12 protein-coding genes are annotated in these 16568 nt (G+C 42.7%); 9 read left to right on the top strand and 3 right to left on the bottom strand.

Annotated features, from left to right (window positions below; translation table 11 throughout):
* Positions 1 to 134: 134 nt before the first annotated feature.
* Positions 135 to 1826, top strand: a complete 1692-nt coding sequence (locus BGP78_RS21850; RefSeq protein ID WP_119863387.1) for a SulP family inorganic anion transporter — start codon at positions 135 to 137, stop codon at positions 1824 to 1826.
* On the opposite strand, the gene BGP78_RS21845 is transcribed toward BGP78_RS21850, so the two are convergent.
* Positions 1750 to 2649, bottom strand: coding sequence for a LysR family transcriptional regulator (locus BGP78_RS21845; protein ID WP_119863386.1), 900 nt, complete (start codon positions 2647 to 2649; stop codon positions 1750 to 1752). The two genes, BGP78_RS21850 and BGP78_RS21845, sit on opposite strands and share 77 nt — an antisense overlap.
* 98 nt (positions 2650 to 2747) lie before the next feature.
* Between BGP78_RS21845 and BGP78_RS21840 the strand changes: the two genes are divergently transcribed.
* The 3 genes from BGP78_RS21840 (at position 2748) to BGP78_RS21830 (ending at position 6901) form a co-directional block, all read left to right on the top strand.
* A complete protein-coding gene (locus BGP78_RS21840; protein ID WP_119863385.1) occupies positions 2748 to 3869 on the top strand; it encodes an S-(hydroxymethyl)glutathione dehydrogenase/class III alcohol dehydrogenase in 1122 nt (373 codons plus the stop codon).
* 9 nt (positions 3870 to 3878) lie between these two features.
* Complete coding sequence (gene fghA / locus BGP78_RS21835) at positions 3879 to 4724, top strand: S-formylglutathione hydrolase (RefSeq protein WP_310732140.1); 846 nt, start codon at positions 3879 to 3881, stop codon at positions 4722 to 4724.
* A gap of 206 nt (positions 4725 to 4930) precedes the next feature.
* Positions 4931 to 6901, top strand: a complete 1971-nt coding sequence (locus BGP78_RS21830; protein WP_119863383.1) for a choline BCCT transporter BetT — start codon at positions 4931 to 4933, stop codon at positions 6899 to 6901.
* A gap of 76 nt (positions 6902 to 6977) precedes the next feature.
* On the opposite strand, the gene BGP78_RS21825 is transcribed toward BGP78_RS21830, so the two are convergent.
* Entirely contained in the window at positions 6978 to 8876 is a 1899-nt protein-coding gene (locus BGP78_RS21825) for a beta-ketoacyl synthase (protein ID WP_119863382.1), read from the bottom strand.
* Positions 8877 to 8992: 116 nt separating this feature from the next.
* Here BGP78_RS21825 and BGP78_RS21820 point away from each other — a divergent pair, with 116 nt between their 5' ends.
* The 5 genes from BGP78_RS21820 (at position 8993) to BGP78_RS21795 (ending at position 15837) form a co-directional block, all read left to right on the top strand.
* On the top strand, positions 8993 to 9985 hold the full coding sequence (locus tag BGP78_RS21820) for a GlxA family transcriptional regulator (RefSeq protein ID WP_119863381.1): 993 nt from the start codon (positions 8993 to 8995) through the stop codon (positions 9983 to 9985).
* 542 nt (positions 9986 to 10527) lie between these two features.
* Positions 10528 to 12183, top strand: coding sequence for an alpha/beta fold hydrolase (locus BGP78_RS21810; protein ID WP_119863379.1), 1656 nt, complete (start codon positions 10528 to 10530; stop codon positions 12181 to 12183).
* A gap of 200 nt (positions 12184 to 12383) precedes the next feature.
* Positions 12384 to 13202: an ion transporter gene (locus BGP78_RS21805; protein WP_119863378.1), complete on the top strand. Its 819-nt coding sequence runs from the start codon at positions 12384 to 12386 to the stop codon at positions 13200 to 13202.
* Between the two features lie 188 nt (positions 13203 to 13390).
* Positions 13391 to 13765: a hypothetical protein gene (locus BGP78_RS21800; protein WP_119863377.1), complete on the top strand. Its 375-nt coding sequence runs from the start codon at positions 13391 to 13393 to the stop codon at positions 13763 to 13765.
* A 92-nt stretch (positions 13766 to 13857) separates the two neighbouring features.
* Entirely contained in the window at positions 13858 to 15837 is a 1980-nt protein-coding gene (locus tag BGP78_RS21795; protein WP_119863376.1) for a TonB-dependent siderophore receptor, read from the top strand.
* A gap of 213 nt (positions 15838 to 16050) precedes the next feature.
* Here the strand turns inward: BGP78_RS21795 and BGP78_RS21790 are convergent, their stop codons facing one another.
* Positions 16051 to 16560 (bottom strand): PepSY-associated TM helix domain-containing protein, encoded by a 510-nt coding sequence (locus BGP78_RS21790; RefSeq protein ID WP_119863375.1) that lies wholly within the window; start codon positions 16558 to 16560, stop codon positions 16051 to 16053.
* Positions 16561 to 16568 lie beyond the last annotated feature (8 nt).

The raw sequence follows: 16568 nt of genomic DNA, 5'->3' as shown, positions 1-16568 counted from the left end.
ACTAATAGTTAGGGATACTACCACAAAGCTATATCGCTTGGGTACGCGGCAAATTGTAAAAAAATATTGAAGTTCTGATAGTTAAAGGAACAAATTAGTGTAAAATGCGTGAAATCTCGCGGTATGGAAGTCCAATGTTGTCTTTATCTCGATTTAAGCACATGAATTTAAAAGGAGATTTATTCGGTGGTGTGACCACTGCGATAATTTCTCTGCCACTGGCATTAGCATTCGGTGTCGCTTCTGGCGCTGGCGCTGAAGCTGGTATGTGGGGCGCGATCCTAGTCGGCCTCTTTGCTGCCCTATTTGGCGGCTCTACATCTCTGATATCTGAGCCTACAGGTCCGATGACTGTTATCATGACGGCCGTTTTGACCACCATGATGGCCAATTACCCCGAAACTGGGTTAGCGATGGGTTTTACCGTAGTGATGATGGCTGGGGCATTTCAAATACTGCTTGGTACCCTTAAATTAGGTAAGTATGTCACTCTCATGCCCTACAGTGTCATATCGGGGTTTATGTCAGGTATTGGCGTTATTCTTATCATATTGCAATTAGCGCCCTTGCTCGGTCACAAGGCCCCTTTAGGTGGTGTCATTGGCACGCTCGAAGCACTTCCTGAGCTGCTGCTCAACATCCATTTTTCAGAATTACTCCTCGGTATTTTAACGTTAGGTATTTTGTTTTATCTACCAAAAAAATATCGTCAATATGTGCCAGCCCAATTAGTCGCATTAGTTGCAATCACGTTACTTTCTATCATCATATTTGATACTGACAGTATTCGACGTATTGGCGAAATCCCCAGTGGTCTGCCTTCTGTCGTGTGGCCCACATTTACCAGTGAACTTTTTACAGAAATGGTCATTGATGCGCTTGTTTTAGGCACGCTGGGCTGTATTGATACCTTGTTAACTGCCGTCATTGGAGACAGCTTAACGCGTACAGAACATGACTCAGATAAAGAGCTACGTGGCCAAGGTATTGCAAACATGATATCTGGACTGTTTGGCGCACTACCTGGTGCAGGTGCCACCATGGGCACCGTAGTTAACGTACAAGTAGGCGCACGTTCTCCGCTAGCCGGTATTTTTCGGGCGCTGATTTTAATGGCTGTCGTGTTTGTTGCTGGTAGCCTAACTGAACCGATCCCCATGGCTGTTTTAGCCGGTATCGCTGTATATGTCGGATTTAATATCCTCGATTGGAGTTTTATCCAACGCGCCCACAAGCTCAGCTTAATGCAGATGGCTATCATGTACGGGGTGATGCTCTTAACCGTATTTGTTGATTTAATTGTCGCTGTAGGACTCGGTGTATTTATCTCTAACATTATTGTTATCGAGCGCCTAAGCCAAGTTCAAGCAGAGCAAGTTAAAGCCATCAGTGATACTGATGGCGATGTACCAATGAGTGACACTGAGCGTCACTTATTTGAACAAGCTAAAGGTCAGTTACTGTATTTTTACCTATCTGGCCCAATGATATTCAGTGTTTCAAAAGCTATCGCACGTCAACATAGAGACATCAATAAATATCAAGCAATGGTGTTAGATTTAAGCGACGTGGCAATGCTTGATGTAACCGTGAGTTTGGCGCTAGAAAACGCCATAAAGGATGCGCTAGACGCCAATTGTAAGGTTTATATCTTTTCACCTAATAAAGAAACTTGTGACAGGTTACATCGCTTCAATATCCGTGAAAAGCTCGGCGCAGATGCATTTTGTGACAGCCGTGAAGATGCACTTAATCAGGCGTTAGCTGCGATGAATCTCGCTGATCAAAATGTTCAGCCAAGTGGTCAAGCAGCAAACGTAGGCTAGTCGGCATATATTGTCTGGGCGGATAGACTGCCCAGATCCCTTCACTTTTTGGCTTGAAACTAGATAACACCTCAATGAGCTCTCCTGCACAAATCGCTTTTTCAACGTAATAGTGTGGGAGTTGAGCTAACCCTAACCCTTTGCGAGCAGCATCTAACAACGCCCAGCCACTGTTACAGCTCAAAGGACCTGTTACTTTGATATTACGCTCTTTATTTTTATCAAAAAAGCGCCAATAACTGCTGTTGCCGACCAAACAAGTATGTTCCGATAGTTCACTCAAACTGTGTGGCTGCCCGTAATGGCTTAAATAAGTCGCAGAGGCACACACCAAAGTATTGCGCCACGATAACCTGCGCGCTTTTAAACTTGAATCCTTTAGGTGGCCTAACCGAATCGCAATATCAAACCCCATTGCCACCAAGTCGAGTTGCTCATTTGAGAGATGCATTTCAACTTTTACTTTGGGGTATTTCGCCATAAAGTCATGAACGACAGGCATAATATAGCGCTCTCCATACATGACTGGTGCGGTCAACTTGAGAGTACCGGTCGGTTGCTGATCTCGCTGGCGTAACGCAAGTGCTGCGTCATCGTATGCATGCTGCAAATGGCGCGCATGTGTTAAAAACACCTCCCCCTCTTGTGTTAACGCCAATTTGCGTGTGGTACGCGTTAAGAGTTGATGATCTAACCGTTGTTCTAACTCTTTTACTCTACGACTCACTTGTGCAACTGATGTATCGAGTAATTTAGCGGCTTGCGTGAAAGATCCACTGCTCGCTACGGCCACAAATTCATCAATGCCAACCCATCTATCCATTATTACAAATCTGTAAAAGTATTTTTTATAATTAAAGATTATCAAAAATAATAAAGTAATTATACTGTTTATAAAATCAAAATAGATGAGAAGTAGTTATGTCAGAGTTTATAAAATCTAAAGCCGCAATCGCTTGGGGACCCGGTCAACCACTGAGCATTGAAGAAGTCGATGTTATGATGCCAAAAGCAGGCGAAGTGTTAGTGAAAATCATCGCTTCAGGGGTGTGCCATACCGATGCGTTTACCTTGTCGGGTGATGATCCCGAAGGCGTATTTCCGGCTATTTTAGGTCACGAAGGTGCAGGTATTGTCGAAGCTATCGGTGAAGGCGTAACAAGTGTTGCAATTGGCGATCATGTAATTCCTTTATACACACCGGAATGTGGCGAGTGTAAGTTCTGTACATCAGGTAAAACTAACTTGTGCCAAAAAATTCGCGAAACCCAAGGTAAAGGCCTAATGCCGGATGGCACTACCCGTTTTTATAAAGACGGTGAGCCAATTTATCATTATATGGGCACATCAACGTTTTCAGAGTTTACCGTACTGCCTGAAATATCGTTAGCCAAAGTAAACCCTGACGCACCACTTGAAGAAATTTGCTTGCTAGGCTGTGGCGTCACAACCGGTATGGGCGCTGTAATGAACACAGCCAAAGTACAAGCTGGCGATACGGTTGCTATTTTCGGCCTCGGTGGTATTGGGCTTTCAGCCATCATAGGGGCAACGATGGCAGGTGCTAAACGTATTATTGGTATTGATATCAACGAAGATAAATTCGAGCTTGCGACCAAACTCGGTGCCACTGATCTGATCAACCCTAAGAACTATGATAAGCCAATTCAGGAAGTCATTGTAGACATGACCGATGGAGGCGTTGATTTCTCATTCGAATGCATTGGTAACGTCGATGTTATGCGCTCTGCACTTGAGTGTTGTCACAAAGGCTGGGGCGAGTCGGTAGTCATTGGTGTGGCTGGCGCCGGACAAGAAATTTCAACACGTCCATTTCAACTTGTGACAGGACGCGTTTGGCGTGGTAGTGCATTTGGAGGGGTTAAAGGCCGTTCTGAATTGCCTGACATCGTTGAGCGTTACATGGCTGGTGAATTTAAGCTCAACGACTTTATTACCCACACAATGGACTTAAATGGCATCAATGATGCCTTTGATCTGATGCATGCTGGTAAAAGCATACGCTCAGTTGTGCATTTTTAATAAGGACTAATTATGGAACTTGTCGCCAACAATAAAGTCGTTGGCGGCTGGCATAAGCGTTATCGCCATGCGAGCCAAACAACCGACTGTGAAATGACCTTTGCAATATTTTTACCTGACATTGCAAGTTCAGGAAAAAAAGTCCCCGTGCTTTATTGGTTATCAGGCCTCACCTGCACCGATGAAAACTTTATGCAAAAAGCAGGGGCCTTTAAAGCGGCTAATGCCCTAGGAATTGCCATTGTCGCCCCAGACACCAGCCCTAGAGGTGAGTTAATCCCTGACGACAATGAAAAAAGTTATGACTTTGGCTTAGGAGCAGGTTTTTACCTGAATGCAACGCAGCCCCCTTTCGATAAACATTACCAAATGTATGATTACATCGTTAAAGAATTGCCAGAAATCATCGAAAGCCACTTTCCTGTTACTACGCAAAGAGCCATCAGCGGGCACTCTATGGGCGGCCATGGGGCGCTTACTTTAGGCCTTAAAAACAGCGTTCGCTATACCAGTATCTCCGCTTTCAGCCCAATTGTGCACCCTACACGTTGCCCTTGGGGTATTAAAGCCTTTACTGGTTATTTAGGTAATGACAAGTCTCAATGGGAAGATCACGATGCGGTATTGCTGATGCAGAATAAGCAATACACGACTGCACGGCCGGTGCTGGTGAGCCAAGGTAGTGCCGACAACTTTCTCGATGAGCAATTACAACCATGGCACTTGCAAAAAGCAGCAAAGGCGCACAATTACCCACTGCAATTCGAGCAGCACGAAGGGTATGACCATAGCTATTTCTTTATCGCCAGTTTTATAGATCAACATTTAGCGTTTCATGCTAAATATTTTGCCTAACATTACAATAAAGCAGTCATAAAAAGAGTACAGTTTGTACCTGTACTCTTTTTACTTTGAATTTCTAATTACTCACTCATATTTACATTGATATTTTTTATTGGTATCTGTGCTATTATCTTAAGTTGTTTTATCTTAAAGATTTATCCTTATTAGGCTCTCACAACACACTGCTGAGCCTGTCAGTAATACACACGGGGAACACTATGTCTGAGCATGACGTCAAAGCAAAGTTGAATCCACCGGTTTTCTACTGTGCGTCAGGTTTGATCATTTTACTGGTCATTTTTACCGCATTTATGCCCAAAACCGCAGATACTTTATTTCAATCTCTACAAGCCAGTATTGTACATACCGCAAGCTGGTTTTATGTCTTAACAGTCGCCATTATACTCATTACAGTTGCATACTTGGGACTCTCTCGGTTTGGTAACATCAAACTTGGTCCAGACCATTCAACGCCAGATTACAGCCACACGACATGGTTCGCTATGCTCTTCTCAGCAGGTATGGGAATTGGCTTAATGTTTTTTGGGGTAGCCGAACCAGTCATGCACTTTCTTTCACCGCCAGTTGCCGAGTCAGGGAGCGTTGAAGCAGCCCGTGAAGCCATGAAAATTACCTTTTTCCACTGGGGATTACATGCTTGGGCGATTTACGCCATTGTTGCTTTAATTTTGGCTTTTTTCAGTTATCGACACGGATTACCTCTCACGCTGCGTTCTGCACTCTACCCATTGATCGGCGATAAAATCTACGGCCCAATTGGTCATGCGGTTGATATTTTTGCTGTGATAGGCACCGTCTTTGGTGTGGCAACCTCGCTGGGTTACGGCGTATTGCAAGTTAACTCAGGTTTAAATTATTTATTTGACGTCCCTGTTGGATTAACCACTCAAGTCGTGCTCATTGCTTTAGTGACGGGATTAGCAATATTATCAGTCACCACAGGCCTTGATAAAGGGATCCGTCGTTTATCTGAGCTTAATATGGGCTTGGCAGTGCTTATGCTGCTATTTGTTTTAATATTAGGCCCAACCATCTATTTACTTCAAGCATTTGTGCAAAATGTAGGCGCGTACACCGCAGACATAGTACGTAATACCTTTAACCTGTTTGCCTATGAAAAGACTGAATGGTTAGGTGGCTGGACAATTCTATATTGGGGTTGGTGGATGTCATGGGCGCCCTTTGTTGGCCTCTTTATTGCGCGAGTGTCGCGCGGCCGCACCATTCGAGAGTTCGCTATGGGCGTATTATTTATCCCCACAGGTTTCACTTTAATGTGGATGACCTTCTTTGGTAACTCCGCCATTGATTTAATTATGAATCAAGGTATTGCGAGTCTTGGGGAAGCCGTATCAAAAGATGTTGCGGTCTCTATTTTTGTTTTTCTTGAGCAATTCCCCTTGTCCGGCATATTGTCTTTTGTCGCCACTTTAATGGTTATCATCTTCTTCGTAACATCATCAGACTCAGGCTCAATGGTTGTCGATATGTTGTGTTCTAACGGTAATAACAACACCCCTCTTTGGCAGCGTATTTATTGGGCTGGCGGCGAAGGCGTAGTTGCTGCTGTGTTGCTGGTAGCTGGCGGATTAGGAGCTTTGCAGACCATGACAATAGCCAGTGCGCTGCCTTTCGCTGTGATCTTACTGATCGCAACTTGGGGCTTAATAAAAGCACTCCGAGTTGATGCAGCAAAACGGGAAAGCTTGCAAATGAACGTTGCGCCTGTCGCTCCAGCAAATGGTAATACTGCGAGTAGTTGGCAAGAGCGATTAGGTAACATAGTAGACTTCCCAAATAAACCAAACGTCAATAAGTTCATCAACAATGCTGCGTTAGCCGCTATCAATTCGGTTGCCAGTGAGCTCAATCAACACAATATTGAAACGCAAGTTGATCAAGATGAAAAGCTCGGTCGGATCAGCCTACTGGTGCTCCTAGGTGAAGAATTAGACTTTAAATATGAAGTCCGCCGCAGATCATCAGATAAGCCAAGCTACGTAGACGAAGATGATGACGATAGTGAAGAAAAATATTATCGGGCTGAAGTCCATTTACGTGAAGGTGGCCAAGACTACGATGTAATGGGCTGGTCAAAAGAAGCCGTGATCAATGATATTGTTGACCAATACCATAAACACATGCACTTTTTACACACGGTTCGTTAATTTATCGTTTTATTCCAATCAACAAAAAGGCGCTCTAAATGAGCGCCCTGCTTTGCTTAACATAGCTTTTTAAAGGTTACTTTAAATCACCATATTGATTATTTACATTGAGCTTAACGGCTTTGTTAAAGCCTGGTAACGTCAATTTATCTGTCTCTATTTTTAAACCCGCTTCATCTAACATGCCATTACCAAACTTATAAATAAGCTCGTACTGACCTAAATCAGCCGCGTTTTGATAGTGACGTTGCATAGCCGTCGTTTGCACTAACCTATCGGCATAGCAGTTCCATGCTTTATCATCATAACGTTTATTTAGCAGTTGTTTTGTCAACGACGGAGAAAACACTGTCGCGGTCGCATTGTTTCCACCGAACCCCTTTGAGTTCACAAAGGCAATATCCATGGGCTGACACTCATAATGTGCATTGCGTATATCCAAGTGCTCAGCGTGTACGTCATCGGCTACTTTGTCTATCGTTGTGATCCCAGGCATAATATTGTGACTGAATACACCTAATGCCATTGCTAACTGATCGCCACTTGCTGGTGCAATCGTGTGACCTACGAATGCTTTAGGTGCAGCTACTTTCCAGCCATTAATAGCAAACGCTTCAGCGACTTTGTGGTAAATCAAAGATTCTGTTACTCGGTTCTGAGGTGTGCTTGAGCCATGGGCTAAAATAAAGCTTCGCTCTTTTAGTGCCTCTGTTCCCGCTATTTGCTCAGCCAAGGCGACCGATTTAGCCATGGTAATATAGTTACCAGGACCTGGCGCTGTAATTGACTTTTTAACACCATCGGCATTAACAAATACATCAACAACAGAGCCCATTATCTCAGCGCCGAGCTCGATTGCCAAAGCATCATCCATTAGAATTACAACTTGCGCACCTTCCCCAATTGTAAAACCACAGTTTTCACCAAATGGACGACTGGTTTTACGATGGTCAACATTGTCGGTATTATCCAGTTTGCGTAAGCCCTCTTCATTAGCCAACGCACCCATGGTACCAAATCCTTCAATCACTTCTGGTGTTAAAGCACATTCTACGCTTGCCACTACCGCAATACGGGTACGGCCAGCTTGAATATCGTTTACCGCAGCACGTAAGTTATACAAAAACGTGGCACATGCGCCAGATGCTGTAAAAGTAGTGCCTACACTGCCTGTAACGTAAGCATTGATAAAGTCGGTTGACATGGTGTTTAAACCCAATGCCAGTTGCTTGGTACTAACGCGCTCGCCTTTCATTCGGCTGCGTACTAAGCCCCCAAATCCTTCATCATTCATTTGTCCGGCAATTGAACCCGAATATGTACCAATTTTATCCGGCTCAACGCTGTTCATCACTGTTTCCCAGTCAAGCCCTGTTGAACGAATGGCATCTGTTGCAGCGAATATAGTGGCTTGTAAACCCCTAGGTTGATAACGGCTGTTATACATTGTTGATGGCTCAAAGCCAGTTGGAAACTGACCTGCGGCTTTAATTGGGTTATCACGGTAACTGTCGTGTTTCACATCGAGTTGATCAGGCACAATGACATTGACCGTCTTTTTATCGATTTCAGTAACCTGCCAAGACGATGGCACTGGGTTTGGTAAATCTCTTAAACGACAAGTAAAACGCAAGCCTTCATCACTGTTAGCTTTAATCGCCAGCTTTTGCTGCCAATGCGTCGCATCAACATCAAAGTGGTTCTTTTCTATTTTGCGGATCAAGGTACCCGCTTTGATTTGATCACCAAGCTTATCTTCAATATCTGACGCTGAGATTATTTCACCATCGTTGGTAACAAGGTCTTTGCCATCATATTTTGCTAAGTTCATCAATGTAGCAAGACCTAAAAACGTCTCTTGACGGGCTTTTTGCCCTAGCTTATCTAAAACAATGCGTCTAAAGCCTTGGTGAAATGAGGTACGGCCAGAGGCGTTAATACCGCCCATACCGACGATAATTGGTAATGCTGTCATGATGTTCTTATCTATATAACTGCTAATGACTTGATTCTAGTTGGAAGTGAGACACAAATTTTATAATATTAGCCATATAAAGTGTAATACTCGCCAAATAGTGGTGGTCAGTCCAGATGAAACAAGAAATAAATATCGCATTTACCTTATATGAGCACATGTTGTTCACCAGTGTCACGCTTCCAGCTGAAATGCTCAGAGCTGGTGAAGCCTACGCCAAAAGATATTTAGGAGAAAAATTCATTCCTTTAAAACTCAATTGGCTTGCCCAGCGCGACAAACCAATTGGAAATGATTTAGGGATGCAGCTCAGCCCCAATGGTGATTTAACTTTGCTCGCTCAGCAAGACTATGTGATAGTCCCGAGTATTTGGCGTAACCCTCGACCCGTCGTAAGGAAGAATAGCAATATAGCTAAGCAACTTACGCTAACATGGCTGCAAGGTGGCACAATCATAGGCGTTGGAACTGGTGTGTGCTTTGTAGCTGAATCCGGTCTGCTAAATAGCCACCCAGCGACAACTCACTGGCACTATGCTAAACAGTTTGAGAGGGATTATCCTGACGTCGACCTAAAACCTGATTTCTTTATTACACAATCAGAAAGAATTTATACCGTTGCCAGTCTAAACGCACTAGCAGACGTGATTGTTCATCTCATTTCGCAACTATACGGTTTGGAAGCTGCCAATCATGTACAGCAAAACTTTTCTCATGAAATTCGTAAACCCTATGAAGAGCAGCGTTATTTAGAGGGTGCTGTCGACAAACACCCTGATGAACAAATTGCGGCGATACAGTTTTGGATGAAGCACAATTTTGCCAATGAGATCATACTCGCAGAAGTTGCTCAACAATTTGATATGAGCTATCGAACCTTTAATCGCCGCTTTAAAGCCGCGACAGGCCAAACTGCTGCTGACTATTTACAAGTCCTTCGCCTAGAAAGCGCAAAGGAGTTACTTGCAAACAGTAATTTATCATTACAAGACATTGCGGTTTCTGTTGGCTTTAATGCACAGGGATTATTAACTCGGATCTTCAAAACTCGGTTACAGCAAACCCCCAGCGAATATAGAAAAATCGTAAGGAAAAAGTTATTCTCATAGCTGCACAGCAATACAACAAGGAAATATATTATGAAATACCTCGGATGGTGTTTGGCTTCTCTATCATTATTATTAGTACTTCCAAGTGTCGTGCCCGGTGCGATGTCGTTACTGGCGTTCTATTTCTCACTATTTACATTAATACTCTGTTTCAAAACCATTAAAACTCAGGGTGGCAAGTTTTTTAAGATGACAATGTCTTTTACCGGCATTGGACTCTTTATATTTAACGATTACCTAAGAGTGTATGGCGCTTATGAAAAAGCAACCTGGGTTGAAAAGCTTTCGCTGTATACAATTTACTTTGCGCTCTCTTTATTTGGACTCTATAAGATTAGGCAGCACACAACGAAACCCTAAGCACAAGACATAATAAACCGCGCTTGGTGATCGATCACTGAGCGTTAAATTGCTTTCCATCACTCGTTTCACACAACAGAAAAATTGAAATCATACAAAACCGCTGCTCCCAATGTTATTTTTTAGTAATAAAACCGTTATTTATAATGGTTTTGTTTACAACATGAATAGGAAGGATCACCGTGAAACAATTTATAACCCCACTCGCCTGTGTCGGTATGCTAAGCGCATTCAACACCTTGGCAACGCCCATAAAAAACGTGAGTTATAGTCCATATGTCGACTTTGAATGGGGTGAGTGCCCAACGCAGTTTCAAAGTTTCGATAACAGAAACCAATGTAGCTTGGCTGAAGTGCCACTTGATTGGGATGCACCGAACGACAAAAAAATAGATGTTTTGGTCTCTAAGTACCCTGCAAAATCAGGTAACAGTCAAGGTCAAATTTGGTTCTTACAAGGTGGTCCCGGTGCATCTGGCAGTTTCTATGTTGATGAATATGAGACGCACCTCAATCATTTTACTAAAGATTATGACTTATACGTCCTTGAGCATCGCGGCGTAGGCTGGTCAACGCATTTGGCATGTAGTAACCCACCTTCTGCTAATTATGCAGAATATATGCAAGTCTGCTTTGACGACCTCCACCAGCAATGGGGCGAAAGTTTGTATAAGTTCACCACAACCTCAGCCGCCAAAGATCTTGAGTACGCAATCACAAAAAGTAAAACGCTCGATTGGCAACCCACTTATGTGTATGGCGCGTCATATGGCACCCTCTGGGCGCAGAGATTTAGTCAAGTCGCCCCCACAGGCGCACAAGGGATCATTTTAGATTCGGTCGTGCCTAGTGAAAAATTTGGCCTAGATTCATGGGACAAGAACTTCAATGACATCTTCGCCGATATGTTTGCCTATTGTCAAAGTGACGAATTTTGTCGCACTGAATTAAGCTTAAGCTCAGTAGAAGAACTCAAAACCTTAGTCAATCGTGTTTTCACTGGAGAACATTGCCCTGCGACTGACTTAAAACGTTTCGAGTTACAGGCAATATCCTTACTTGCATTAAGCCGCTCAGTTGAGCAAATATTAATGCCCATGTACCACCGGTTAGCCCGATGTAATAATAACGATGTAATCGCACTCAACAACTTACATAATTTTATGTTCAAAGGCGTAGGTAAACAATTTATTGAACTCGCCGCTAAAGACCCGTTTAATTCATCTCCCATAGTGTCAAAACTTATTGTCCAAAATGAGATTAATTACAACGAAATCGATCTTCAATCCAAGCTGGCATATTGTAAAGATGCTATTTCATGTATTCCGGGGTATCTGCTGTACCAAAGACATATAGATAAACAAGTGTGGGGAAATCGCTACACAGATCCGTATATCTACCAGCCAACAAGACACTACATGCCAACTCTATTACTCAATGGCGACTTAGACCCACAAACGCCGCATTATTATGTTCCTATTGTTCAAAGCGCGTTTACCAACAACAACCAGCGCTATGTTGAATTGCCTGAAACAGAACATGGCGTTATTTTTGTCTCTTATAGCAAAAAAGACAATGCAAATACCTGTGGTGTAGATATTATGCAAAGCTTTATCAATAACTTATGGTCACAGCCCGATACAAGCTGCATTGCCGATTTGAAAGGGCTTGATTTTGCAGCAACCCCCTTTGAAAGCCAAGTCATCTTTGGCAGCGTAGAAGCTTATAACGGGACAGCAACCCCACAATCTTTAACTGATCTAAATACACTAAAGCAAAACAATCCAACCGCGTACACACGTGCATATGGTGCGTTTTTACGCTTAGCTGATTTTTAGATTCAAATATACACGACGAAACATAGTTGGGCTCTTCAAGTATTTGGACTTAGAAGAGCCCTCATTCCCAATACTTCTGCGCCAAATCATTAAAAAACATCCTCTGTAACATTTTTCGCTGCAATCATACCTAGAGTTGAAACTTAACTAGGATATAATCACAGCGTCTTTAATCAAATAACTGAACAGATCCATCGCCTATGTACGAAACTATCAAACTTAATCTGAACAATTTAAAAAACAACAAAATATTTGAGCTCACAGTTGTTGCGGTGATCATTATTTCCGCTCTGGAAATTGGCGCAAAAACTTTTGCTTTGCCAAATAGCGCCATATCTGTGACATATGTCCTAGATATGTTTATCACGTTATTTTTCCTTTTTGAGATCTCAGTACGCTTTATTGCCGACGATGATAAAAAGAGCTTTTTCAAAAAAGGTTGGAATATTTTTGATACCTTGGTTGTTGCGATTAGCTTGATCCCAATCAACGATAGTGAAATGGCTTTGCTCGCAAGGCTTATTAGGGTTTTCCGCGTACTTAGAATGGTATCGGTCGTCCCTGAATTGCGCGTCCTTATCAACTCGTTAATTAAAGCAATGCCGCAATTAGGCTATGTTATTCTTCTGATGTTTATCATTTTTTATATTTATGCCGCAATCGGCAGCTTTATATTCGCTGATATAAACCCTGTTTTGTGGGGAGATATTGCCATTTCTATGCTGACCTTATTTAGGATCATGACATTTGAAGATTGGACCGATATTCAATATGAAACGATGGAAGTGTACCCCATGTCATGGGTTTTCTATTTATCATTCATCTTTTTTACCGCATTTGCATTTCTAAACATGGTGATTGGTATTGTGGTCAATGTCATGGAAGATGAACGTTCAAAGTTACGTCAAGAAAAAGAAAGTGCTAAGAATGTTCCAACGATTGAAGACTTGCACAGCGAAATCCAAGAATTGAAACACCTGATAAAACAACAAAATAGTCAATCCAGCCCTCGCGAATAAAGAAAGGCTATTTGTAAACTATGTGACTGAGCTTACGTGTTCACCTACCGTAGTTCAGTCACTGAATAAAAACCGTGGTGATATTCACATTAACTGAAAAAATCATTACACTACTGCTTTGTATTTATTGTTTTGTATTGTCTTGCAGTTCCTATTTGCGAACGCTCGTATACAGTAATGAGATTGATATGTTTAAGCCACTTTCAAAAACCTGCATCGCTATCATGATGATGGTTGCCTTTATTGGGCAAGCTATGGCTTATCACACCGCATTTTCTATTGAAGCCTCTGCAAACCTCCACACAGTGACCGAACATGTTGAACAACCACAGCACACAGAAAGCGCTGACAGTGACTGTCAATTAACAAACTGCTGTGACACTGACTGCTGTGAAATAGACTGTATTTGTCCTGCAAATGCTTGCACATCAGCACTGTACATACTCAATGAACCACAAGTAATTGGCTTTATGTATGTCAATGAGCCAATTTATTCGTCTATGAATAAGCAGCCAATCTCCATTTTATCACTCCCTTTTCGCCCCCCAATTTTTACCTCATAAAGAACACAGCTCCGTCTGTTTTCTGATTTATTAAAAAATAAAAACGAACTCTGCGCAACGCGCACCATTTTTAGCATTCTTTGAGGTAAATAATGCGAACTAAATTAACTAAGCTGGCCACGGCTATATTGCTATTTCCATCACTTTCTCAGGCTGGCGAGCACCATGATGACCATCATCACGGCGCTCATGATGATAAAAAAATAGAAAAAATTCAGGTTACAGCATCCCGATTGGGTCGCATAGTGACCGAATCTGCGACACGTACCGAAATTATCAATGGAGAAGAAATACAAGAAAAAGCCTTAATGCGCCCAGGGAATATTTCAATGCTTGTCGCTGAAACTGGTGGCGTGAGAGTGCAAAATACCTCACCGGCATTAGGTAGCGCGAATATTAGATTGCAAAGTTTATACGGCAGGTATACTCAGCTTTTAAGTGACGGACTCCCACTCTATGGTGGTCAAACAGCCTCAATTGGCCTACTACAAATTCCGCCTACTGATTTAGCAAATGTAGAAATTATTAAAGGCTCCGCGTCTTCTTTATACGGTGGGTCGGCCCTTGGCGGCGTAATCAATCTTATCTCGCGCACACCGTCTGAAGAATTTGAAGGCGAAACACTCTTTAATGCAACCTCAAAAAATGGTCAAGATATCACCGCATACTTTGCCTCACCAGTAACTGATACCCTGAGTACGTCAGTTACCACTGGGGTACACCACCAAAAAGAACAAGATTTAGACGATGATGGTTGGATAGATCTGGCAGGCTATGAGCGAGCAAGCGTACGCCCGCGCTTATATTGGTCTGATGACAGTGGTGCTAATTTATACCTCACCTTTGGTGCAATGACCGAACAACGTCGTGGTGGAACATTAAATGACGCCCTACTACCCGATGGCAACCCGTTTGCACAAACGCAAGACTCGTTGCGATTAGACAGTGGTTTTATATTTGATAAACCCTTGGATGACACTCTCAATCTCAATGTGCGAGGCTCTGCCATGCACCAAGCACATGATCATCAATTCGGTCAAATACAAGAAGATGATACGCACGAAAGTTACTTAATCGAGTCCAGTATTTCAGGATTTAATGAGGTAACTGCGTGGGTATTAGGTATTGCCTATCAAGCTGATAAATTCGACTCTGTTGATTACCCTGTGTTTAATTACACCTATGATGTACCTGGTTTATTTTCGCAGGTAGATTATGAAGCCAGCGAAACCACTTCACTGTCATTAAGCGCGCGTGCCGATTGGCACAGTGAATTTGGCACCCAAGTCAGCCCCAGACTATCTGTACTATACAATCCTGAAAGTTGGACGATAAGAGGCTCATACGGTAAAGGCTTTTTTGCGCCAACACCGTTTATTGAAGACATAGAAGATGTAGGGCTATCACGCCTTGCGCCGCTAGAGAACTTAGAGGAAGAACGCGCGACGACAGCGTCGGTTGATATGAGCTATGTCGTTGATAGTATTGAAGCCAGCGTCACATTATTCGCCTCAGATGTTAAAGGTGTCACAGAGCTGCAGCTCATAGACAATACGCCAGAAAACGCATTACAACAGGTTCAAATTATCAATGCCACTGGTCAAACAGAGATCCGAGGTGCAGAATTGCTGCTAAGGTATCGCTGGCGAGACATCAAATTGACCGGGAGTTATTTATATACTGACGCCACTAAAGACGATAATGACACGCTGGCACGTACCCCGCTTTCACTCACCCCAAAACACTCGGCGGGTGCAGTAATTATGTGGGAAGAACATGGCAGTCATTTAGTTGGGTTTGAAGCATATTATACCGGCACACAACATCTCACAGATAATCCTTATCGTAATAAAAGCGACGCCTATTGGCATTTAGGCTTATTGGGGCAAATCACCGTGGGCAAAGTCAGCTGGTTTATTAACGCCGAAAATTTACTGAACGTACGACAAACCAAAGAAGACTCGCTCTTACTACCAACACAGTCTCCAAGCGGCAGATGGACGACTGACATATGGTCAAGAAATGATGGTTTTACCGTTAATGCCGGATTTCGTTTTCAATTTGGCAGCTAAACCACGTTACAGTGGTCTGCATTCACGATAAATACAGTCGTTAGGTTATAAGTCTGTCCCTCACACACGGGATGAGTTTATAGCCTAACACTCTGTGATTGCTAAATGTTTGTAACGCCACTCTTTCTGCAAGTCAAACTTCAAAACTTAGCTTCAAAACATAGCAGTGTGTTAATGCTTGATGCATCATAGCAGTTGATCGCTACGCGCATCTTATCTTCTTCTATGCTTTTTGTGTTTAATATACGGCTGAATAAACAAAATAATCCCTGTCACCGAGATCACCAGTACAATAAATGAAATAGGTAACATAAGCCACAGATTGGCATTTTTTTCAAAAAAAGTGCCATCATGTATCGACTCAATCAGTTCTGAGTTACGTTCAGCAACATGCAACACTTTCCCAGTACTGCTGTCTATTTGAATTTCGATGCTGTTATTACTGCGAATTTTAGTGATCCCTTTACTCGGTCTCACATCTAATCTATTGATGTCGTCCCAACTTGATATTTGCGCTTCTTCTACCGACTGCGCGATCATCAACACCTGCTCAAAAGGGATACTTGGTTCGGTGCTTGTGCCTTTTGCCGTTGGAGGCTGAATAATACTAAATTCTTTTTTTACCAGCAGTAAAATACCGGTAATTAACACCACGAGTAAGGGTAATGAAATGGCAATGCTTGCCCATTTATGAATGGTTCTATTGGTTTTTTTAAAACTCATATTGTCCT

Origin of the sequence: Pseudoalteromonas sp. MSK9-3 (assembly GCF_003590335.1) — a bacterium.
GTDB lineage: Bacteria > Pseudomonadota > Gammaproteobacteria > Enterobacterales > Alteromonadaceae > Pseudoalteromonas.
This window is presented reverse-complemented; position numbering and strand designations above follow the sequence as displayed.